Annotated in this window: 21 protein-coding genes; 6 read left to right on the forward strand and 15 right to left on the reverse strand. The window is 70.3% G+C overall.

What is annotated here, in order from left to right:
- The first annotated feature begins 89 nt into the window (after positions 1-89).
- On the forward strand, positions 90-578 hold the full coding sequence (locus tag AC4OXY_RS22225; RefSeq protein ID WP_376287201.1) for a hypothetical protein: 489 nt from the start codon (positions 90-92) through the stop codon (positions 576-578).
- Positions 579-644: 66 nt separating this feature from the next.
- Here AC4OXY_RS22225 and AC4OXY_RS22230 read toward each other — a convergent pair whose 3' ends face one another.
- Together AC4OXY_RS22230 and AC4OXY_RS22235 are read right to left on the reverse strand one after the other, a co-directional pair.
- Positions 645-1,169: a hypothetical protein gene (locus AC4OXY_RS22230; RefSeq protein WP_376287204.1), complete on the reverse strand. Its 525-nt coding sequence runs from the start codon at positions 1,167-1,169 to the stop codon at positions 645-647.
- Positions 1,170-1,411: 242 nt separating this feature from the next.
- The gene (locus AC4OXY_RS22235) at positions 1,412-1,963 is read right to left on the reverse strand and encodes a hypothetical protein (RefSeq protein WP_376287715.1); all 552 of its coding nucleotides are present in this window, start codon (positions 1,961-1,963) and stop codon (positions 1,412-1,414) included.
- A gap of 145 nt (positions 1,964-2,108) precedes the next feature.
- On the opposite strand from AC4OXY_RS22235, the gene AC4OXY_RS22240 reads away from it, so the two are divergent.
- On the forward strand, positions 2,109-3,284 hold the full coding sequence (locus AC4OXY_RS22240; RefSeq protein WP_376287206.1) for a tyrosine-type recombinase/integrase: 1,176 nt from the start codon (positions 2,109-2,111) through the stop codon (positions 3,282-3,284).
- Positions 3,285-3,483: 199 nt separating this feature from the next.
- On the opposite strand, the gene AC4OXY_RS22245 is transcribed toward AC4OXY_RS22240, so the two are convergent.
- The gene (locus tag AC4OXY_RS22245) at positions 3,484-4,641 is read right to left on the reverse strand and encodes an acyl-CoA dehydrogenase family protein (RefSeq protein WP_356035522.1); all 1,158 of its coding nucleotides are present in this window, start codon (positions 4,639-4,641) and stop codon (positions 3,484-3,486) included.
- Positions 4,642-4,829: 188 nt separating this feature from the next.
- On the opposite strand from AC4OXY_RS22245, the gene AC4OXY_RS22250 reads away from it, so the two are divergent.
- A complete protein-coding gene (locus tag AC4OXY_RS22250; protein WP_356035547.1) occupies positions 4,830-6,173 on the forward strand; it encodes a UDP-glucose dehydrogenase family protein in 1,344 nt (447 codons plus the stop codon).
- A gap of 115 nt (positions 6,174-6,288) precedes the next feature.
- Here the strand turns inward: AC4OXY_RS22250 and AC4OXY_RS22255 are convergent, their stop codons facing one another.
- A complete protein-coding gene (locus tag AC4OXY_RS22255; protein ID WP_362823252.1) occupies positions 6,289-7,350 on the reverse strand; it encodes a dipeptidase in 1,062 nt (353 codons plus the stop codon).
- Positions 7,351-7,476: 126 nt separating this feature from the next.
- Entirely contained in the window at positions 7,477-7,836 is a 360-nt protein-coding gene (locus tag AC4OXY_RS22260) for a MerR family transcriptional regulator (protein WP_071379426.1), read from the reverse strand.
- 61 nt (positions 7,837-7,897) lie between these two features.
- Between AC4OXY_RS22260 and AC4OXY_RS22265 the strand changes: the two genes are divergently transcribed.
- Positions 7,898-9,052: an alkene reductase gene (locus AC4OXY_RS22265; RefSeq protein ID WP_376287212.1), complete on the forward strand. Its 1,155-nt coding sequence runs from the start codon at positions 7,898-7,900 to the stop codon at positions 9,050-9,052.
- On the opposite strand, the gene AC4OXY_RS22270 is transcribed toward AC4OXY_RS22265, so the two are convergent.
- Genes AC4OXY_RS22270 through AC4OXY_RS22280 form a run of 3 tightly spaced genes read right to left on the reverse strand, consistent with a single transcriptional unit; the run spans position 8,995 to position 11,855 of the window.
- On the reverse strand, positions 8,995-10,179 hold the full coding sequence (locus AC4OXY_RS22270) for a dipeptidase (RefSeq protein ID WP_356035529.1): 1,185 nt from the start codon (positions 10,177-10,179) through the stop codon (positions 8,995-8,997). The genes AC4OXY_RS22265 and AC4OXY_RS22270 overlap by 58 nt on opposite strands.
- A 6-nt stretch (positions 10,180-10,185) precedes the next feature.
- Positions 10,186-10,719 (reverse strand): 5-(carboxyamino)imidazole ribonucleotide mutase, encoded by a 534-nt coding sequence (gene purE / locus AC4OXY_RS22275; RefSeq protein WP_356035532.1) that lies wholly within the window; start codon positions 10,717-10,719, stop codon positions 10,186-10,188.
- Positions 10,716-11,855: a 5-(carboxyamino)imidazole ribonucleotide synthase gene (locus AC4OXY_RS22280; RefSeq protein ID WP_356035535.1), complete on the reverse strand. Its 1,140-nt coding sequence runs from the start codon at positions 11,853-11,855 to the stop codon at positions 10,716-10,718. The genes purE and AC4OXY_RS22280 overlap by 4 nt, the downstream gene beginning before the upstream one ends.
- A 182-nt stretch (positions 11,856-12,037) precedes the next feature.
- On the opposite strand from AC4OXY_RS22280, the gene AC4OXY_RS22285 reads away from it, so the two are divergent.
- A complete protein-coding gene (locus tag AC4OXY_RS22285) occupies positions 12,038-12,544 on the forward strand; it encodes a GtrA family protein (RefSeq protein WP_356035537.1) in 507 nt (168 codons plus the stop codon).
- A gap of 60 nt (positions 12,545-12,604) precedes the next feature.
- Here the strand turns inward: AC4OXY_RS22285 and AC4OXY_RS22290 are convergent, their stop codons facing one another.
- Both AC4OXY_RS22290 and AC4OXY_RS22295 read right to left on the reverse strand, forming a co-directional pair.
- Complete coding sequence (locus tag AC4OXY_RS22290) at positions 12,605-13,876, reverse strand: sensor histidine kinase (protein WP_356027305.1); 1,272 nt, start codon at positions 13,874-13,876, stop codon at positions 12,605-12,607.
- Positions 13,877-13,929: 53 nt separating this feature from the next.
- Entirely contained in the window at positions 13,930-14,607 is a 678-nt protein-coding gene (locus AC4OXY_RS22295) for a response regulator transcription factor (protein WP_020940464.1), read from the reverse strand.
- Positions 14,608-15,101: 494 nt separating this feature from the next.
- Between AC4OXY_RS22295 and AC4OXY_RS22300 the strand changes: the two genes are divergently transcribed.
- Positions 15,102-16,607, forward strand: coding sequence for a peptide MFS transporter (locus AC4OXY_RS22300; protein ID WP_376287218.1), 1,506 nt, complete (start codon positions 15,102-15,104; stop codon positions 16,605-16,607).
- A gap of 188 nt (positions 16,608-16,795) precedes the next feature.
- Here the strand turns inward: AC4OXY_RS22300 and AC4OXY_RS22305 are convergent, their stop codons facing one another.
- From AC4OXY_RS22305 to AC4OXY_RS22325, 5 genes are all read right to left on the reverse strand, one after another.
- Entirely contained in the window at positions 16,796-18,091 is a 1,296-nt protein-coding gene (locus AC4OXY_RS22305) for a hypothetical protein (RefSeq protein ID WP_376287221.1), read from the reverse strand.
- A complete protein-coding gene (locus tag AC4OXY_RS22310) occupies positions 18,088-19,200 on the reverse strand; it encodes a hypothetical protein (protein WP_491994501.1) in 1,113 nt (370 codons plus the stop codon). Before AC4OXY_RS22310 ends, AC4OXY_RS22305 begins: the two co-directional genes overlap by 4 nt.
- Entirely contained in the window at positions 19,197-20,078 is an 882-nt protein-coding gene (locus AC4OXY_RS22315) for a hypothetical protein (RefSeq protein WP_356027298.1), read from the reverse strand. The genes AC4OXY_RS22310 and AC4OXY_RS22315 overlap by 4 nt, the downstream gene beginning before the upstream one ends.
- Before the next feature lie 25 nt (positions 20,079-20,103).
- A complete protein-coding gene (locus AC4OXY_RS22320; RefSeq protein ID WP_356027296.1) occupies positions 20,104-20,817 on the reverse strand; it encodes an LPXTG cell wall anchor domain-containing protein in 714 nt (237 codons plus the stop codon).
- Positions 20,818-20,968: 151 nt separating this feature from the next.
- Complete coding sequence (locus tag AC4OXY_RS22325) at positions 20,969-21,562, reverse strand: ATP-binding protein (RefSeq protein ID WP_491994502.1); 594 nt, start codon at positions 21,560-21,562, stop codon at positions 20,969-20,971.
- Between the last annotated feature and the right edge of the window lie 113 nt (positions 21,563-21,675).

The raw sequence follows: 21,675 nt of genomic DNA on the forward strand, positions 1-21,675 counted from the left end.
AGGCCCAGGTTGCTCGTCAAGAGAGACGCGCACTGTCAGTGCCCGGGAGTAAGATTCCTGGACACTCTGACTGCGCAATAGGGGGACACGTGGTCGACTGGGCCGGACTCATTAGCACGCTGGTCTTCGGCTTCGCTGCCGGAATGATCACGGCTTGGCGGAAAGCCTCGCTTGAGGCAACCATGATCTGGGTTGACGATCTGCGGCACCGCGTCGAGATCATGAAGGGTGACCGGGAGAAGAGGCAGCAACTCCGGCACGTCAAGATGGACGAGGATCGTGCCGCTGAACTGAAGGCTGTCGAAGAGGAGCGTAAGCGGGTTAGGCGAGCGCATCTAGAATTGACAAAGGCGCTGCCGATCGCCAATGAGACAGTGAAGACTTGGGTTATTGAACCGGTTAGACATCAGGAGCTTATCGGTGAACTTCGAGCCAGCCTGGAACGGCTTTCCGGCTGCGGAGTAAAAATTCAGCATGGCGTTGATAATTGGAGAAGCCCATTCAGCTGGGAGCTGGAGCGCATCGCTAAGAACATCGACGCTGAGACGAATAAGTACGCCGCGCTGCGAGGTAAGTAGCGCCGCACTGCACCAGGTCGCCATGTCAACTGTATTTAAGAAGGGGCGTAGGACTCGCCCTTGGTATCAAGCGGCCGAGGGTGCCGTTTCGTTAAACTCCTCGGACCTGAGTCGGACGCTCTGTGCCCACTCGTTCGAGGGGAACGGGGATCCGCGACGGGCGATGTTGTCGCACTCCGCTTCCCAACGCTGAGCAGCTTCCGGCGTGCTGAACATCCAGTCGCCGTGCCTGCCGTTCCACGGGATTTTGTGCCCGTGCGTGGCGCACTCCTCTCGCTTCTTCCTTGACGGGGCGTCCATCGACGCGACGGTAGACGGGATGAGCAGGCATCGGTAACTGGCGGACGGGGCCAGAAGTCCAGCAGCCTTGAGGGATCCAAGCGCCTGCGAGTAGCGACCCTTGGTGTACGGCTCTCCGTTCTCCTTGGTCAGGATGAGCTGCAATTCGCCGGATCCCAACGGTGAATGCCCTCCCCGCTGCATGCGGTCCAAAGCCAGCAGCCACATGCGAAGTTCGAGATGAAGTACGGCGCTGCGGATTGCAGGATTGGAGTGTTCAGGCCGGTAGACCTTGGCAAAGTGGTAGCTCACTCGGCCCCCTGGCCGTCCAGCCAGCGATCCAGGTCGGCAGGGCGGCATCGAAGCGACTGCCCTACCTTCCGGAACGGGATCTGTTCGGCCTTCCAGTTCCCCTACACCCAGGAACGGGGCTTGTTCAGATAGTCGGCTACGTCATCAACGGTCATCAGCTTGGCTAGCGCCATCCGTCCTCCAAGAAACAAGAAAGCCCCCGAAGACCCTCGGGGGCTCATGCGTATGAAGTGCTAGGTAGTTCAGCCGCCTTGGCTACCTGCTTCAGCCATTTCCTCAAGTACTGCTTTGGCCTTGTCCGTCAGCTCTCCACCCGCCTTACCGGCAACTGTGGTCAGGAAGCCGTCCCTTCTGGCCCGCTTCAGGTGATCCTTCACCGTCTCAGGTCGCCGGCCGATGAGCCGTGCCAGCCACGGAATGGGCGCAGGAGCCCCAAAATCCGCCATGGCGGTGTACGTGGCAACAAGCAAGGCCAAGTACCGCTCTGAGACGCCTTCGCCCTCCAGGGCGAGCCCCGCCGCCTCTCCCATCCCATTCAGCCTCCCTGCCACCTCCTCCAACGTCCGCTGGGCTTCGGGAGCCTGCTTGGCCAACTCCAGGGCTGCGGCTACATCGAGCCTGCGCAGGACAGTGGTCGAGATGCCCCGCGCCACCTCACGAGCAGGGGCATCGTCGGCCGGCTCGATGGTGATCCGCTTTGGCCCCCCGTTGACCGGCCCCACTGGCCACCACATGCGGACCACCCAGGCGCCTTGCTGCTGAGTGATCTCGAACCCGCCGTCATCCGCTTCCATATCGCTCAAGTTAGCACACCCAGGGGGTTCCACCCTGTGTTGACAACCCAGGGTGACCCATGGGCAAACTTGAAACGCCGGGGAGTGACCGGCGCGACGACGGGGCGGGCCCGTATGTCGGCAGCAGCAGGAGGGGGCCGCTTCAGTGGCAAGGGCATGGGTCGCGCGGTCAAAGGACGACCCGAAGAAGTGGACGACGTTCTGGTACGACCCGGACGGCAAGCAACGACAGAAGACGTTCGAGACCAAGAAGCGGGCTGATGACCAGCGCAAGCGCAAGGAGCAGGAACTCGACGCCGGGACCTACCTGGACGACCGCTTGGGCAAGCAGCCCGTGACGGCCGTGTGGGAGCAGTGGACGAATCAAAGGAAGCTGGAGAACAGCACCAAGAAGCAGTACCGGTCGATCCTCAACACGACCATTGAGCCGTTCTTCAAGGCCCGTTCCATCGTGTCCCTGAAGGTCGCTGATGTTGTGCAGTGGCTCTTGTGGATGGAGCAGGACCGGAAGCTGTCCGCCCGCACACGGCGTCAGCGGTTCTCGTTCTTCTCCGGGATGATGGACTGGGCTGTCGTCAACGAGATCGTCGGCCGGAACCCGTGCAAGAAGGTCAAGGGCGCGGGCAGCCGCGCCAAGGAGATCCGGGAGCAGAAGAGCACCGCAAGGCGGCTCACGACGCGGGAAGTTCTGGCGATGCTGGATGCCGCTCCTCCGCGATACCGCGCGATGCTGTGGCTCATGGCCGGGTGCGGCCTGCGGCTGGGTGAGGCCATGGCGGTGTCCCGCGATCAGATCGACTTCAAGGCCGAGACGCTTCGCGTCGACTTCCAGATCGCTGAGGACGGAGACACCGAGTCGGGGAAGAACAGCGCGATCCAGCGTCGGCACATCAAGGCTCGTGAAGAAGGCGAGCCAGGGCGTTCCGTCCCCCTCCCGCCGAACGTCGCCTTCGAGCTGCGGCGGCACATCAAGAACCACGGCGTATGGGGGCCGGAGCGGCTTCTCTTCCCCAACGTGACGCGGACCGGCTACCTCTACGCGTCGTACTTCTACCCGAAGATCTGGATGGAGGCTCTGGGCAAGGGACAGGTGCAGTACTGCAAGGCGCACTCGCTCCGGCACTACTACGGGTCGCGGCTGCTGTACGCCGGAGTCCCGGAGAACGATGTGGCCGACTGGATGGGCCACAGCAGTACGGACGTGCTGAGGGAGCACTACCACTACATCTTCGAAGGGGCCGAGCAGCGCGGTCGGGCCGCCATCGCAACGATGTTGACGCCCGACGCCGACGACCCGACGGAGGCATCAGAGGTCGCCTGATACGCGTACGACAACAGCCCCCGGCGTCGCGCCGGGGGCTGTGTTGTTTGTGCAGGTCAGTGGCTGTTTGCAGCCCGGCATCTGCCCAGGATTCCCCCAGCATGACGCCCAGGAACGGCACTGATCGGGCCGCAACGGGCAGAAAGCCGAGGGTGTCCTTCCGGACCTTCAAAACAGCTTCTGACCCGCAAAAACCCCGCTAGGGAAGGTTCCTCGCCATGACGATCCGCTGCACTTGGTTCGTGCCCTCATAAATCTGCGTGATCTTGGCGTCGCGCATCATCCGCTCCACCGGGTAGTCACGGGTGTAGCCGTAGCCGCCGAGCAGCTGGACGGCGTCCGTGGTGACCTCCATGGCCACGTCCGAGGCGAAGCACTTGGCGGCGGCGCCCAGGTAGGTGAGGTCGGCGTCGCCGCGCTCGGAGGCGGCGGCGGCCTGGTAGGTGAGGGCGCGGGCGGCCGAGATCTTCATCGACATGTCCGCGAGCATGAACTGGATGCCCTGGAAGTCGGCGATCGGCTTGCCGAACTGCTTGCGCTCCTGGACGTAGCCCTTGGCGTAGTCGAAGGCGCCCTGGGCGACACCGAGCGCCTGGGCGGCGATGGTGATGCGGGTGTGGTCCAGGGTCTTCATGGCGGTCGCGAAGCCGGTGCCCTCGGCGCCGATCATACGGTCGGCGGGGATGCGGACGTTGTCGAAGTAGACCTCGCGGGTCGGGGAGCCCTTGATGCCGAGCTTCTTCTCCGGGGCGCCGAAGGAGACGCCCTCGTCCGACTTCTCGACGACGAAGGCGGAGATGCCCTTGGTGCGCTTGGCCGGGTCGGTCACGGCCATGACCGTGTAGTAGTCGGAGACGCCCGCGTTGGTGATCCAGCGCTTCACGCCGTTGAGGACGTAGTGGTCGCCGTCGCGGACCGCCTTGGTCGTCATGCCGCCGGCGTCCGAGCCCGCCTCCGGCTCGGAGAGGCAGTACGAGAACATCGCGTCGCCCTTGGCCAGGGGGGACAGGTACTTCTTCTTCAGGTCCTCCGAGCCGGAGAGGATCACCGGGAGCGAGCCGAGCTTGTTCACGGCGGGGATCAGGGAGGAGGAGACGCAGGCGCGGGCGACCTCCTCGATCACGATGACGGTCGCGAGCGCGTCGGCGCCGGCGCCGCCGTACTCCTCGGGTACGTGCACGGCGTGCAGGTCGCCCGCCACGAGGGCGTCGTGGGCCTCCTGCGGGAAGCGGGCCTCCTCGTCCACCGCCGCGGCGTACGGCGCGATCTTCGCCTCGACCAGGGAACGGACGGCGTCGCGGAGCATGTCGTGCTCCTCGGACGGGCGGTACAGGTCGAAGTCAGCCGATCCGGCCACGGTCTCTCACGCTCCAAAGACGCAGTGATACTGACGCTAATTACCGTTAAGTAACTCAAATTTTAGAGGCCTGCCCGCGCCGCGCCTACGTGAGCTACACGACAGCGGGGAAATTGCCCGGTGAGGTGCCCGACTATGCTCGGGGCCGCATCCCCGACGTACCCGAGTCCGAGCTGGAGCGCACCCCCATGAGCCTGAAGATCACTGTGATCGGCACCGGCTACCTCGGCGCCACGCACGCCGCCGCCATGGCCGAACTCGGCTTCGAGGTGCTCGGGCTCGATGTCGTCCCCGAGAAGATCGCCCTGCTGGAGCGCGGCGAGACGCCGATGTACGAGCCGGGGCTGGACGAGCTGCTGCGCAAGCACGTCGCCGGGATCGAGGGGTCGAGCGGGCGGCTGCGGTTCACCACCGACTGGGCCGAGATCGGCGCCTTCGGCGATGTCCACTTCGTGTGCGTGAACACCCCGCAGAAGCATGGCGAGTACGCCTGCGACATGTCGTACGTCGATTCCGCCATCGCCTCGCTCGCCCCGCATCTGCACCGCCCGGCCCTGGTCGTCGGCAAGTCGACCGTGCCCGTCGGCTCGGCCGAGCGGCTGGCGGCGTACCTGGCCGCGAACGCCCCGGTGGGCGCGGAGGCGGAGCTGGCCTGGAACCCGGAGTTCCTGCGCGAGGGCTTCGCCGTGCAGGACACCCTGCACCCGGACCGGATCGTGGTGGGCGTGCGCGGGGAGCGCGCCGAGAAGCTGCTGCGCGAGGTGTACGCCGTCCCGGTCGGCGAGGGCACGCCGTTCGTCGTGACCGACTTCCCGACCGCCGAGCTGGTGAAGACGGCCGCGAACTCCTTCCTCGCCACCAAGATCTCCTTCATCAACGCGATGGCGGAGGTGTGCGAGGCCGCCGGCGGTGACGTGGTGAAGCTCGCGGAGGCCATCGGGTACGACGAGCGGATCGGAGCCAAGTTCCTGCGCGCGGGCATCGGCTTCGGCGGCGGGTGTCTGCCGAAGGACATCCGGGCGTTCATGGCGCGGGCCGGCGAGCTGGGCGCCGACCAGGCGCTGACCTTCCTGCGGGAGATCGACTCCATCAACATGCGCCGGCGCGGTCAGATGGTCGAGATGACCCGCGAGGCGCTCGGCGGCGGGTCCTTCCTCGGCAGGCGGATCGCGGTGCTGGGCGCCACCTTCAAGCCGGACTCGGACGACGTCCGTGACTCGCCCGCGCTGAACGTGGCCGGTCAGATCCACCTCCAGGGCGGCCAGGTCACCGTGTACGACCCGAAGGGCATGGACAACGCCCGCAAGCTCTTCCCGACGCTCGGCTATGCCGACTCGGCGCTGGAGGCCGTGCGCGGCGCCGACGCCGTGCTGCACCTGACCGAGTGGCGCGCGTTCCGCGAGCTGGACCCGGCGGCGCTCGGCGAGGTCGCGGCGGCCCGCCTCATCCTGGACGGGCGCAACGCCCTCGACCCGCAGCTGTGGCGCCGGGCGGGCTGGACGTACCGGGCGATGGGCCGCCCCACGGCGTAGCCGTCCGGGACGACGCCGGTTCGGCCGAGGCTCAGTCGGCCGAACCGGCGTCCTCCCGCATTCTGCACCACCGGACACATACCCGGCCGGTGAACTGCCTGTGAATCGCCGCGCTTCACGCGCGCCGCTGCGCCGCCCGGACCATGAAGTCCGCGCTGCGGAGCACCCGTTGGACGTTGCCCCAGGTCAGCAGGGACAGCTCGGCCTCGGCCCAGCCGCGGCGCAGGAGCTCGGCGATCAGGTGGGGGTAGCGCGAGGCGTCGGCGAGGTCCCGGGGGTGGACGGCGCCGGAGTCGTAGGTGCCGGACAGGCCGACGCACTGCGGGCCGGCCACGTCGCGGACGTGGTCGAGATGGTCGGCGACGTCCCTGACCGTCGGCCCGGTCTGCTCGGCGGTCAGCGGCACCATGCACACCCCCTTCGCCGCGCCCAGCGCCGTGAGCAGCTCGTCGGTCAGGTTGGCCGGGTGCGGGCGCAGCTCGCGGGCGGCGGAGCGGGTGCACAGCACCGGGGTCTTGGACAGGGCGAGGGTGCGTTCGACGGTGGCGGCACAGGCGCCGGAGACGTCCGCCAGCACGCCGATGCGGTTCATCTCGCGGACCACCTCCTCGCCGAACCGGCTCAGCCCCCGCTCCCCCGCCCAGGCCGTACCGGTCAGGGTGAGGACGCGCAGGCCGAGGGTGCGCAGGACCCGCAGGATGCCGAGGGAGTCGTCGAGCGCGGCGGCGTACGCGGGGCCCGGCACCACGGCGACCCGGCCGCAGTTGCGGGCGTCGATGACCTGCCCTGCGGTGCCCACCAGGCGCAGGCCCTCCGGATGCGCCTCGATCACCGTGCGCACCTGGTCCAGCTGCTCCAGGGTCGCCGCCGTCGCCCGGTCGCCGCCGGGGCCCTCGGGCAGGTGCAGCGACCAGAACACCACGCCCACGTGGCCCTCGCGCATCCGGGGCACATCGGTGTCGACGGCCGCCTCGCCCAGCTCCAGGTCGTACCAGGGCAAATGGCGCAGGGCCCAGGGCAGTCCGCTGTAGCCGTCGGCGACGGGGTGCTCGGCGAGCAGCGCGTGGGCCCGCACCAGGAGCGCGCCGGGGTCGTCCTGCGCGAAGGGGTCGTCCGGCAGGCCCTCTCCCGCGCCGGCCTCGGTGGTCGTGGGTATGCCGTGCTGGAGGTCGGCCATGGCGGCTCCGTACGTCGTCGTGAGCTACGTCGTGGTTGAGCTACCTCGTGGTGAAGGCGTACTCGTCACGGTCGCACGGAGGGAGCGGGAGCTTCCTGGTGAGTGGGGCGTTCGGGGGTACGCCGGTCAGCTGTCGCGGGCCGTGCGGATGACCTCGTCCAGGGTGTCGCGGGAGCGTACGAGGTCGGCGATCATCCGGTCGATGCGGTCGCGCTCGGCGGTGAGGTCCTCGACCAGGCGAGGGGTGGCGATGGCGGAGGGGCCGCCGTCCTGGTCGCGCATGCAGGGCAGCAGCTGCCGGATCTTCTCGCTGTGCAGCCCGGCCGCGTACAGTTCCTGGATCCTGATGACCCGGTCGACGGCCGGCTCGGGGTAGTCGCGGTGGCCGCCGGGGGTGCGCTCGGCGGCGAGCAGACCCTGGGTCTCGTAGTAGCGCAGTGACCGCTCGCTCACCCCGGTGCGCCGGGCCAGTTCGCCGATCCGCATGTCCGCCTCCGCCGGCCGAGGGCTTGAATCTCACATCGGTGTCAAGTTCTACCGTGCCGGCATGACGCGGACAACGGACACCACAGACTTCCTCGCCCCCGCCCGGCTCGGCCGGCTCGAACTCCCCCACCACCTCGTGATGGCCCCGCTCACCCGCAATCGCGCCGAGGCCGACGGCACCCCCTCCGACCTCATGGTCACGCACTACGCCCAGCGTGCCTCCGCCGGGCTGATCGTCGCCGAGGGCTCGACGCCGAACGCGGTCGGGCAGACGTACCCGGACATCACCGCGATCCACACCGACCGGCACCAGGAGGGCTGGCGGAAGGTCACCGACGCGGTCCGCGCGGCCGGCGGGCGGATGTTCCTCCAGCTCCAGCACGGCGGCCGCGTCAGCCACCCGGCGACCACCGGGCTGACCCCGGTCGCCCCGTCCGCGGTGCCCCTGCCGGAGACGATCTTCACTGCCGGAGGACACCGACCGGGCGCCGTGCCGAGGGAGATGACCGCCGACGACATCCGTACGACGATCGCCGACTTCGCCGCCGCCGCGCGACGGGCGGTCGACGCGGGCTTCGAGGGGGTCGAGGTGCACGCGGCCAACGGGATGCTGCTGCACCAGTTCCTCGCGGACAACACCAACCGGCGCGACGACGCCTACGGCGGCCCGGCCGGGCGGCGGGTGCGGTTCGCGGTGGAGGTGACCGAGGCGGTGGCCGACGCGGTCGGCGCCGACCGGGTGGGCATCCGGATCTCCCCCGCCTCCACCGTCAACGGCGTGCGCGAGGAGGACACCGACGGCCTCTACGCCACGCTCCTCGCCCGGCTGACGGGCCTTGACCTCGCCTATCTGCACCTGGTGCGCTCCGACCCGGCGGCCGGCTGGTACCGGCGGATCCGCGCCGCCTGGCCCGGCGCCTTGATCGGCAACCCGGACCTGACCGACCTGTCCGGCGAGGCCGTCGCCCGCGCCTCCCGGGAGATGCTGGCCGCCGGGGCCGACCTGGTCGCGCTCGGCCGGCCGTTCCTCGCCAACCCGGACCTGGTCGAGCGACTGCGCCGCGGCGCACCCCTCAACCCGGTCCGGGACCGGTACTTCATGTACGTGGGCGGGGCCGCCGGCTACAACGACTACCCCGCCCTCGACGCGCCCGACGCTCAGACGTCGCCGTCGAGCGACTCGATCGTGGCGTTGGACGGGGCGCGCGTCGCCTGAAGACCACGGGCCACGTCCTCCGCGGCGCCCAGCACCCGCACGGCGTTCTGCCAGGTCAGCTTGGCCAGGTCGGCCTTGGACCAGCCGCGCTCCAGCAGCTCGGCGAGCAGGTTCGGGTAGCCGGAGACATCGCTCAGGCCGTCCGGGGTGAAGGCGGTGCCGTCGTAGTCGCCGCCGATGCCCAGGTGGTCGATGCCGGCCACCTCGCGCATGTGGTCCAGGTGGTCCGCCACCGTGGACACCGTGGCGATCGGGCGCGGGTTGCGCTCCTCGAAGGCGCGGTGGATCTTCATCGCCTCCGCCGTCGAGGCGAGGTGGTGGAAGCCGTGCGCGCGCATGTTCTCGTCGGCGGCCAGGGTCCAGTCGACGGCCGCCTGGAGCACGAACTTCGGCACGAACGTCACCATCGCCATGCCGCCGTTGGCGGGCAGCCGCTCCAGCACGTCGTCCGGGATGTTGCGCGGGTGGTCGCACACGGCACGCGCGGAGGAGTGCGAGAAGATCACCGGCGCCGACGTGGTGTCCAGCGCGGCCCGCATCGTCGTGGCCGCCACGTGGGAGAGGTCGACCAGCATGCCGAGGCGGTTCATCTCCCGGACGACCTCGCGGCCGAACGCCGACAGACCGCCGACCTTCGGCTCGTCGGTCGCCGAGTCCGCCCAGTCGTTGTTGTCGTTGTGGGTGAGCGTCATGTAGCGCACGCCCAGCTCGTACAGACCGCGCAGGGTGCCCAGCGAGTTGTCGATCGAGTGCCCGCCCTCCGCGCCCATCAGGGAGGCGATACGGCCCTCCGCGCGCGCCGCCTCCATGTCGGCGGCGGTCAGCGCGGCCCGCAGGTCGGCGGGGTGCCGGGCGATCAACTGCCGTACGCAGTCGATCTGTTCGAGGGTGGCCGGGACCGCGCCGGGCAGGTCCGAGCGCACGTACACCGACCAGTACTGCGCGCCGACGCCGCCCTCGCGCAGGCGGGGGATGTCGGTGTGCAGGTGCTCGTTCTGCGGTACGGCGATGTCGCGGGCGGCGAGGTCGTAGCGGACCTGTTCGCGCAGCGCCCAGGGCAGGTCGTTGTGGCCGTCGACGACGGGGAACTCGCGGAGCAGGGACCGTGCTTCGTCAGTTGAGGTCATTACGTCTTACTTCCCGAAGCCGAAGCCGCTCGACCCCTCGACCTTGGCGCGCAGCCGCTTGCCCTTCTCGGTGGCCTGGTCGTTGAGGTCGTGCTGGAAGTCGCGCATCTTGTGCAGCAGGTCCTCGTCGTGCGTGGCGAGGATCCGGGCCGCGAGCAGTCCGGCGTTGCGGGCGCCGGCGACGGAGACGGTGGCGACGGGCACACCGGCCGGCATCTGCACGATGGACAGCAGCGAGTCCATGCCGTCCAGGTACTTCAGCGGCACGGGCACGCCGATGACCGGCAGGGGGGTCACGGAGGCGAGCATGCCGGGCAGGTGGGCGGCGCCGCCCGCGCCCGCGATGATCACCTTCAGCCCGCGGTCGGCGGCCTGCTCGCCGTACGTGACCATCTCGCGCGGCATGCGGTGCGCGGAGACGACGTCGACCTCGTAGGCGATCTCGAACTCGTCCAGGGCCTGGGCGGCGGCCTCCATGACGGGCCAGTCGGAGTCCGAACCCATGACGATGCCCACGACGGGGCCGGCGGCGGTACTCATTCGGTGATGGTGCCTCTCAGGTAGCCGGCAGCGTGACGGGCGCGCTCCAGCACGTCGTCCAGGTCGTCGCCGTAGGTGTTGACGTGTCCGACCTTGCGGCCGGGCTTCACGTCCTTGCCGTACATGTGGATCTTGAGCTTGGGGTCGCGGGCCATGCAGTGCAGGTACGCGGAGTACATGTCCGGGTAGTCGCCGCCCAGGACGTTGACCATGACCGTCCACGGGGCGCGCGGGCGCGGGTCGCCGAGCGGCAGGTCGAGGACCGCGCGGACGTGGTTGGCGAACTGGCTGGTGATCGCGCCGTCCTGGGTCCAGTGGCCGGAATTGTGCGGTCGCATCGCCAGTTCGTTGACGAGGACACGGCCGTCGCGGGTCTGGAACAGCTCGACGGCGAGATGCCCGACGACGCCGAGCTCCTTGGCGATCCGCAGCGCCATCTCCTCGGCCTGGAGCGCGAGGGTCTCGGGCAGGCCGGGGGCGGGCGCGATCACGGTGTCGCAGACGCCGTTCACCTGCCGGGACTCGACGACCGGGTAGGCGACGGCCTGGCCGTGCGGGGAGCGGACGACGCAGGCGGCCAGCTCGCGGACGTAGTCGACCTTCTCCTCGGCGAGGACCGGGACACCGGCGCGGAACGGCTCCGCGGCCTCCTCGGGGGTCTCCACGACCCACACGCCCTTGCCGTCGTAGCCGCCGCGGACGGTCTTGAGGACGACCGGGAAGCCGTCGCCCTCCGCGGCGAAGCGGACCACGTCCTCCGGGTCGGCCACGATCCGGTGCCGGGGGCACGGAACGCCGATCGCGTCGAGCTTCGCGCGCATCACGCCCTTGTCCTGGGCGTGCACCAGCGCGTCGGGGCCCGGGCGCACGGGAATGCCGTCCGCCTCCAGGGCCCTGAGGTGCTCGGTGGGCACGTGTTCGTGATCGAAGGTGATCACATCGCACCCGCGCGCGAAGTCACGCAGCGTGTCCAGGTCGCGATAGTCGCCTATGACGACATCACTCACGACCTGCGCCGCGGAATCCTGAGGGGTGTCACTGAGGAGCTTGAACCTGATGCCCAACGGGATGCCCGCTTCGTGCGTCATACGCGCGAGCTGCCCCCCGCCGACCATGCCGACTACCGGGAACGTCACGCCTATAGCGTATCGGCCACTTCGAGGGAGCCGGATCGCGTCCCTCGCACGGCCTCTTACCGCGGGCTTCCCGACCTCTTTCCGGACTGTTTCCCAGCTGTGGCCTGGAGCGCAGGCGTCGGCCGGTTCACCTGGTTAGCATGGCTGGGCTGACGAAACCTACCGACGGGAGCTGCCCAGCCATGGAACCTCGTTCCTCGGGGCTGCAACGACTCGTGCGCGAGGTGGCCAAGTTCGGCACCGTCGGTGTCGCGGGCATCTTTGTCAATCTCGCTGTCTTCAACCTGGTGCGACACGCCTCCGGCCTGCCGGTCGTGCGCGCGAGCATCATCGCGACCGTGGTCGCCATCGCCTTCAACTACGTCGGTTTCCGTTACTGGACGTACCGGGACCGTGAGAAGAGCGGCCGCACCAAGGAACTCACGCTGTTCCTGTTCTTCAGTGCGATCGGCCTCGTGATCGAGAACGGCGTGCTGTACGCGGCGACCTACGGCATGGGCTGGGACAGCTCGCTGCAGAGCAACATCTCCAAGTTCGTGGGCATCGGCGTCGCCACGCTCTTCCGCTTCTGGTCGTACCGCACCTGGGTGTTCCGGGTGCAGCCGGCGCAGGAGGCGGAGTCGATCCTGGCGGCCGCGTCGCAGACGTCGCGGACCGAGCCGGAACCGAAGACGCAGCGAGTCCCGTAGGACACGCGCACAGATCGAGCACGAAGTGGGCCCCCGACCGGGGGCCCACTTTTCTGTGCCTCAGCGGACCGTCGGCCGACTCTCGTCCGCCTTGCGGGCCGGCGGGGTGCGGGAGAGGAACAGGCCGAAGACGGGGGGCGCGGTCTGCAGGAGCTCCAGACGGCCGCCGTCGGCCTCCGCGAGGTCGCGGGCGACGGCCAGGCCGATCCCCGTGGAGTTGCGGCCGCTGATCGTGCGCTCGAAAATGCGCGCGCCGAGGTCGGCCGGGACGCCGGGACCCTCGTCGGTGACCTCGACCACGGCCTGGTTGCCGGTGACCCGGGTACGCAGCGCGACCGTGCCGCCACCGTGCATGAGGGAGTTCTCGATCAGCGCCGCCAGCACCTGGGCGACCGCGCCCGGCGTGCCGACGGCCTGGAGATGGCGCTTGCCGGAGCTGACGATGGCCCGGCCGGCGCTGCGGTAGGCGGGCCGCCACTCGGCGAGCTGCTGCTGGATGACCTCGTCCAGGTCGAAGGTGACGGCGGAGCCGGTGCGCGGGTCGCGGGAGTTCGTCAGCAGCCGCTCGACCACGTCCGTGAGCCGCTCGACCTGGGTGAGCGCGACGTTCGCCTCTTCCTTCACGATGTCCGGGTCATCCGTGAGGGTGATTTCCTCCAGCCGCATCGAGAGCGCGGTCAGCGGGGTGCGCAGCTGGTGGGAGGCGTCGGCGGCGAGCCGTCGCTCGGCGGTCAGCATCCGCCCGATCCGCTCGGCGGAGGAGTCCAGCACATCGGCGACCCGGTCCAGCTCGGGGACGCCGTAGCGCTTGTGCCGTGGGCGCGGGTCGCCGGAGCCGAGGCGCTCGGCGGTCTCGGCGAGATCGGTCAGCGGGGACGAGAGCTTGTTGGCCTGGCGGACGGCGAGCAGGACGGCGGCGACGACGGCGAGCAGCGCGACCAGCCCGATGATCAGCAGGGTGCGGCCGACCTCCCGGGTCACCGCGGAGCGCGGCTCCTGCACGGTGACCGTCTCGCCCTCCTCGCCGTGCTGGGTGGAGTGGATCACATCACCCTGCGGCTTGGTGCCGATCTCGATCGGGGGCTGTCCGGGCATGCGGATGACCGCGTACTGCTCCTTGCTGACCGGATTGCGCAGCACGTCCGCGTTGACGTTCTCCGCGGCGAGGATCCTGCTGTCCACGATGCTGGCCAGCCGCACCGCCTCGGAGTCCACCCGCTCCTGGGCGCTGTTGCTGATCGTCCGGGACTCGACGATCACCAGGGAGACGCCGAAGACGGCGATCACGACGAGGACGACGGCGAGGGTGGACTGGATGAGACGTCGGCGCATGTTCCGTTACCTGAGGTGATCGGCCCGGAGGGAGCACGGCCCCCCGGCGGGGCTCAGCTCTTCTCGAAGCGGAAGCCCACGCCGCGGACCGTGGCGATGTAGCGAGGGTTCGCCGCGTCGTCGCCGAGCTTCTTGCGCAGCCAGGAGATGTGCATGTCGAGGGTCTTGGTGGACGACCACCACGTGGTGTCCCAGACCTCGCGCATCAGCTGGTCGCGCGTGACGACCCGGCCGGCGTCGCGCACCAGCACCCGCAGCAGGTCGAACTCCTTGGCGGTGAGCTGGAGTTCCTCGTCGCCCATCCACGCGCGGTGCGACTCGACGTCGATCCGGACGCCGTGGGTGGCCGGCGGCTGCTGCGGCTCGGCGGCGCCGCGGCGCAGCAGGGCCCGTACGCGGGCGAGCAGTTCGGCGAGCCGGAAGGGCTTGGTGACGTAGTCGTCGGCGCCCGCGTCCAGGCCGACGACGGTGTCCACCTCGTCGGCCCGCGCGGTCAGGATGAGGATCGGCACGGTGTGGCCGTCGGCCCGCAGCCTGCGCGCGACCTCCAGGCCGTCCATGCCGGGCAGTCCCAGGTCCAGTACGACCAGATCGACACCGCCCTGCATTCCGGCGTCGAGCGCGGTGGGGCCGTCCTCGCGCACCTCGACCTCGTAACCTTCCCGGCGTAGGGCGCGAGCCAGCGGCTCCGAGATGGACGCGTCGTCCTCGGCGAGCAGTACACGGGTCATAGAGGTGATGGTAGACCGCCCGCGCGCCTCGCTGGGGTGTGATCGCTTCCTGGAACTCTTACCTTGCTGAACTGGTGGTTCGGACCATCGGTCCGGAGATGCGATCGTGGAGGGACCTTCGAAATCGTTCCTGCGGTTCCCTTGACACCTGTGATCCGCGTCTCAAGTCCTTCCATATCCGGCAGTGTCCTGCCGTACAGTGACGTGAACGCCTGTAGTACATCCGGGGACCTTTGGCGGGCATCTGACGCTGAGGGTCTCTTTTGTGTACGGGCTGGCGACCGCCAGCCTTGAAAGGAATGACCTCTGGCCGGGCCCCGGACGCATCGTCGCGTCGGGGCGTGGATCCCGGTGGTCGCCGTCCCCCGCTTCCGTGATCCGGAGACGGACTCCCCCCGGGCGTGGGGGTGGACGACCGACCTCGCCGGTGCCGGCCACACCCCCACCGGGCGCGCAACGCTCCAGCAGCGCGTCCCGACCAGCAAGGAACGACCATGGCGTCCAGCCTGACGAAGGACTCGGTCCGCCCGGGCACCCCCGGCTCCGAGAAGACCTTCTTCGGCCACCCCCGCGGCCTGGCCACCCTCTTCATGACCGAGATGTGGGAGCGTTTCTCCTACTACGGCATGAGGGCCCTGCTCCCGCTGTACCTGGTGGCCCCGGGTGGCCTCCACCTGAGCGCGGGCACGGCGACCGCCATCTACTCGGTGTACGTGTCGCTCGTGTACCTGCTCGCCCTGCCCGGCGGCTGGTTCGCCGACCGCGTGCTCGGCCCCCGCAAGACGGTCGCCGTCGCGGGCCTGATCATCATGCTCGGCCACCTGTGCCTGGCCCTGCCCGTCGCCGCCAGCTTCTTCGTCGGCCTGGGTCTGGTCGCCATCGGTTCCGGTCTGCTGAAGGCCAACATCTCCACGATGGTCGGCCACCTCTACAAGGGCGCCGACGACCCCCGCCGTGACGGTGGCTTCACGCTCTTCTACATCGGCATCAACGTCGGCGCCTTCGTCGCGCCCCTGGTCATCGGCACGATCGGTGAGAACGTCAACTGGCACCTGGGCTTCGCGCTCGCCGCGCTCGGCATGGCGCTGGGTCTGGCCCAGTACCTGCTCGGCGGCCGCCACCTGAGCGAGAAGAGCAGCGAGGTCCCGACCCCGCTGACCCCCGCGGAGAAGTCCGCCACCCTGCGCAAGGGCCTGATGTGGCTGGCCGTCGCGGCCGTCTTCTACGGCGTCGTCGGCGGCACCGGTCACTTCACGCTGAACTGGGCGCTGATCCCGCTCACGATCATCGGCCTGATCGTGCCGATCCTGGTCATCGCCCGCATCCGCCGGGACAAGGACCTGGACGCGGGCGAGAAGTCGAAGGTGACGGCGTACATCTGGTTCTTCGTGGCCGCCGCCGTCTTCTGGATGATCTACGACCAGGGTGGTTCGACCCTGTCGCTGTTCGCGAGCAGCTCGGCCAACAACACGATCTTCGGCTGGGGCTTCCCGGTCTCCTGGTACCAGTCGGTCAACCCGGTCATGATCATGGCGCTGGCGCCGGTCTTCGCCTGGCTGTGGCTGTGGCTGAACCGGCGCGGCAGCGAGCCGAGCACGATCGTGAAGTTCGCGTCCGGTCTGGTGCTGATCGGTGTCTCCTTCTTCGTCTTCCTCGCCCCGCTGTCCATCGCCGAGGGCGGTCACAAGGCCGCCGCGATGTGGATCGTCGGTATCTACTTCGTGCAGACCATCGGTGAGCTGACGCTGTCGCCGGTCGGTCTGTCGGTGACGACGAAGATGGCGCCGAAGAAGTACGCCTCCCAGATGATGGGTGTCTGGTTCCTCGCGGTCACCGCGGGCGACTCGATCACCGCGCTGCTCTCGAACCCGGCCGTCGGCGGCGTCAACCTCGACAAGCAGGGCTTCGTCGCCCTGGAGGCCGCGCTCGCCGTGCTCGCCGGTGCGGCGGTGTGGATGTACCGCAAGAAGGTCAACAAGCTGATGGGCGACGTGCACTAGTCGCTGCCGCTGGGTTTGGCCGAAGAGGGCCGCCGCATCCATGTGGGTGCGGCGGCCCTCTTGGTATGCGCGAGGCAGCGCGCAGCGCCCCAGGGGCCGGCCTCGGTGTGCGACCGCGGGCCCGTCGTGGCTGGTCGCGCCCACGCGGCGGAGCCGCATGTCGATACCGCCCCGCGCCCCTGGGGTGTTTATCGCGTCCTGCGTCCCGGCATGAACGTGAACACCGCGCCGCCCAGCAGGATCGCCGTACCGGCCACCAGGCCCAGGGCCTTCAGGGCACCGTGGTCGCTCGCGCCGGTGTCGGCGAGGCCGCCGGAGCCGCCGCCGGAGCCGGTGGTGCCGCTCGTGCCGCCGCCGGTGGACGTGCCGCCGGACGCGCCGCCCGGCTGCTGGCTGGTGTCCAGGGTGAGCGAGACCTCGGTCTTCGTCGGCGTGCAGGTCGTGGTCGTGCCGAGCGCCTTGACCGTGAGCACGCCCGGGGACAGCGTCGAACTGCCGCTCGCGCCCGGTTTGTAGGTGCCGGTGAGGTCCGGGATGGTGATCGGGTCGCCGGACTTGATGGGTCCGGCGTTCATCGGCCCCTCCACATGCACCGTGCCCTTGTCCGCGCCGCCCAGCACCACCTCCATGGACGGCTTCACGGAGTTCGCCGGGATGTCGGCGGGGCTGTTCATCACGGACTTCTTGAACTGCACGGTGAGGTCGAAGTTCCCGCTGTTCTTCCTGGCGTTGATCTGCACCGGCGAGGTCGCGCTCTTGTCGCCGATCGGGGTCTTGCAGGCGTACGGGATCTGCACCTCCTTGCCGGTGAAGTCGGTCTGGCCGCCGCTGCCGCCGGTGGACGTGGCCGTGGGCGTGCCCGACGGGGTCGGGGTGGCCGTCGGCGTGGTCGTCGGGGTGGTCGTCGGCGTCGTGGTGGGTGTCGTGGTGGGTGTGCCGCCGCCACCGGCGCCCGTCACCTGGATCGTCGCCGCCTTCTGGACGGTCTCCTTGGGTGTGCACTTGGTGTCGGTCGACATCGCGTTGACGGTGTACGCGTCCGGCGTCAGCGTCACCTCGCCGGCCGTCGTCAGTTTCAGGCTGCCCTTCATGTCGGACAGCACCATGTCGCCGCCCTTGGGGATCGCCGGGTTCTGCCGCGGGCCCTGCATGGCGATGTCGGCGCTCTGCGCGCCGGCCGCCTTCAGCACCCCGGACGGCTGGACCGAGTTCGCGGGCAGGTCGATGATGTTCGGGTTCTTCGACGCGGCCTGGACGAACTTCCACACGACGTCCACCGTGTCGCCGACCTTCGCGGTCGCCGGCGCGGTGATCTCGACCTTGGTGGTGCCGTCGACGGGGGTGATCCCCGCGGGCGGCACGCAGTGGGTGGCGAACGACACCTCGGCCGCCTGTGCGGGGGTCGCGGCGAAGCCGAGCAGGACGCCCGCACCGCACAGCGCCAGCGCGGCGCCCGCGGCCGTACCTCTCCTTCGGTTGCTCACGTGGGTCCCTTCGTGGTGGGAGTCGTAGGACTCGTCGGGCTGTCGGTGTGCGGTGCGGAGAGCCGGCCGGCCGGGCCGCCCGGGACGGAGTCCGGGGCGAACCACGGCAGGGTCGGGGTCGAGGGGGGCGGATCTTCGGAGCCGGAGCCGGTCCGGGAGCGGGGCAGCGGCAGGCGCAGGTCGGGCAGGCGCATGCCGCGGGTGCGGTGGGCGCCGCCGGGGCGAGGGGGCCGTACCCGGTCCACGACGGCCATGCCGATCCGGAACAGCGCGGCCGGGACCACGAGGCAGAGCAGCAGCCAGAACAGGGTCACGCCCCAGGGCCGGCCCACGCCCCACGGCTGCTCGGCGAGCACCTTGCCGTCGTACTTCAGGGACACGGTGTAGTCGCCGTGAGCCCCGGCCGTCAGCTCGACGGGCAGCTTGACCTGCGCCTTCTTACCGGGCGCCAGGGTGCCCTGCCACTGCCGGTCGTCCCACTGCGGCGCGAAGACGCCGTGTGCGGAGCCGACCTGGAACACCGGGTCCTTGATCGCGCTCGTGCCGGTGTTGCCGATCGTGAAGACCAGGCTGCGGCTCGGCGGCGCCCCGAACCAGGTCAGCAGGCCGCTCGAACCGGTCAGCCGGGTGTCCGACAGGATCGCCAGCCGGCCGCCGGACGGCTCGGCGGGCAGCGGGGCGACCGGATGCCCGGCGACCTCCAGGACCGCGTCCGCCGTCGCCTGCGTCCCGGTGACCGTGGCCACGTGCACCACACAGGGGCAGGGCACGGGCGGTTCGGCGGCCGGGAGTCTCTTGCTGAAGGCGCCCTGCGCGTCGGTGGTCACGGCCCGGCCGTCGCCGTTGGCACAGGAGTTGGTGCCGCCGATCACGCCCCGGGCGGGTGTGGCGCGACCACACACCAGCAGCATCAGCAGCGTGTTCGGCCGCCAGCCCGTACCGCTCGCGGTGACCGAGCCGCCGGTGCCGGCCTGGGTCGTGGACAGTTTCACGGTCGGGCCGTCCGCCGCGTGTGCCGGGGCGGCGAGGGGGAGGGCCGCGCAGAACAGAAGCAGCGCGAGCACCGTCGCGCCCACCGGCTGCCGCGCAGGCCTCACATGTCCGTTCACTTCACCGCGCCTTCCGTCAACTCAGGGTCGGGGCACGGGAGTTCGGCAGACTCCTGCGGGACGTACGTCGCCGTACGGCCCCGTCGGCGGCGTACGGCGAACAGCGCGCCCGCCCCGGCCAGGACGACACCGCCCGCCCCCGCCGACGGCGCCCACGGCACGAACCGGGCCGACGCGGCCGCCGTGTCGCGCGCGCCGCCCGGCGCCGTGACCGTCAGCCGTACGTCGACGGCGTCCAGCGCGGGCCGGTCGGGCCAGGGCTCGGTGAGCCGCATCCGGGCGCCGGGGCGCACCCGGAGCGCAAGGGCGCGCGGAGCGCGGTCCAGCACCCGGCCGAACACGCCGTCCGCGCGCACCGCGAGGGTCGGCGCGAGCACGGTCGTGCCCCGGTTGACCAGGTCGTACGTGATGCTGTGGGCGTGCACGGCGAGGTGTTCGACGGTCAGCGCGGCGAGCGCCGGACCGCCCACCCGGAGCCGGACCGGCACGCTCACGGTGCGTCCCCTCGCGTCCCGTACGACGACGGCGCCGGAGCGGACTCCGGGTGCGTCGCCGGCCGGGACGGTCACCGTGAAGGGCACCTCGGCGCGGGTGCGGGCGGGGACGCGCAGCGACGGCCGGGCGAACACGGTCCGCAGGCCGGTGCCGGAGAACCGGACGACGAGCGGCGCACGCCCGGAGTTGGTGACGGACACCGCGTCCTGGAGGACGGTACCGGGCGGGCCTTCGGCGTAGAAGGACGGCCGGCCGCCGCCGACGGGTGCGACGGACCAGCCCGGGTCCGCGGCTGCGGCGGGCGGCGCCGCGCCCAGCACGGCGAGGAGCAGACAGGCGGCCAGGGGCAGGGGGCAGGTCAGGGCGCGGGCGGCGGACGGCATGGGCGGCTCCAGCGGTGGCCAGGGGTCAGCGGCGTACGGACTGCCCGCGGCGGGTCAGCCACAGCGCACCGGCCGCGCCGGCGAGGAACACCGTGGCGCCGAGCGTGCCGAGGGCGACCGCCGAGTCCTCGGGGCCGGTCTGCGGGAGCTGTCCGGCGGCGGAGGTGCCGCCCGAGGCGGACGAGGACGACCCCGCGGAGGACGAGCCGCCCGAGGAGGAGGAACCGCCGGCCGCCGTCACGTCCAGGGTCAGACCCGGCCCCGGGCTGTTGGTCGGCGTGCAGGTCGTCGTCGTACCGAGCGCCTTGATGGTGAGCGTGCCCGGCGTGAAGGTGACCTTGCCGGTCTTGTTCGGGGTGTACGTCCCGCTCAAGTCGCTGATCTTGATGGGCGTGTTGGCGGGGATCGCGGCCGCGTTGGGGGGCCCGCTGACCGGGAGCGAGCCGCTGTCGGCGCCGCCCAGCCGGATGGTGGCGCTCGGGGTCATCGCCCCCTTGCCCAGCTCGACCGGGCTGGAGGAGACGCCCTTCTGCCAGGACATCGTGATCTTGTAGTTGGCGCCGCTCTTGACGCCCGTCATGCTGATGGGCGAGACGGCGCTCTTGACCCCGATCGGCGTCTGGCAGCGGTAGTTGACGTCGACGACATCGGCATGCGCCGCGGGCGCCGCCAGCAGCAGCACCGACCCGGCGAGGGCCGCGGCGGACGCGAGCGCGGCGGTTCGTTTCGGGTACGACACGATCGGTCCACCCCATTCCTGACGGTTCATCAGATGGCCCGTCAAGGTACGCCGGGGCGCGTGAGGAAGGAAGAGACGGTACGGGGGAGGATTCGTGACGAAGACGGTCCGCGGCCGGCGAGCTCAGGGAGCTACGGGAGCCCGGCGGCGCTCACAGCGGAGCGCCCAGCTCCGCCCACACCGTCTTGCCCGCCCGCCCCGGGGTCCGGACGACCCCCCAGTCCAGGCAGAGCCGCTGCACGATGAACATCCCGTGGCCACCCGGGCGGCCGGCCCGGTGCGGGGTGCGCGGGGCCGGCTGGCCGGCGCCGCGGTCGGACACCTCCAGCCGGATCACCTTGTCGTCGCAGGCGAGGACGAGTTCGTCGGGGCCCTCGGCGTGCAGGCAGGCGTTGGTGACCAGTTCGGAGACGACGAGCAGCACGTCCTCGGCGGCGGCGCGCTGGTCGGCGGTGGCGGCGGGCAGCCAGCCCCACGCGTACAGCGCCTGGCGCGTGAAGTCACGGGCGAGCGGGACGACCCCGCTCTCGCCCTCCAGGGTCAGCCTGCGGATCTGCCGCCCGCCGACGCCCTGCGCACCGCCGGCGTCCCCGGCCTGCGCGTCCGTCTCCGCCCGCACGGGCATGCCCGCGGCCGCCGCCCCCATGGGCGCGCCCGTGCCCGGCGCACCCTCCTCGGACGCCCCGGAAGCGCCGCTGGACTCCGGGCCGCGGTCGCCCGGCGAGCAAGGCCGGGTGGTGCTCATCAGCGCTTCACCTCACCGATCCACCAGTTCACGTTTCAAAGGCCGACAGCGGTCCGCACCGACCGGCCGCCACCTGCCCACTCCTGCTTACTTCTGCCCACTCCCGTGTCCAC

The sequence above is a fragment of the Streptomyces sp. HUAS MG56 genome, assembly GCF_058673395.1.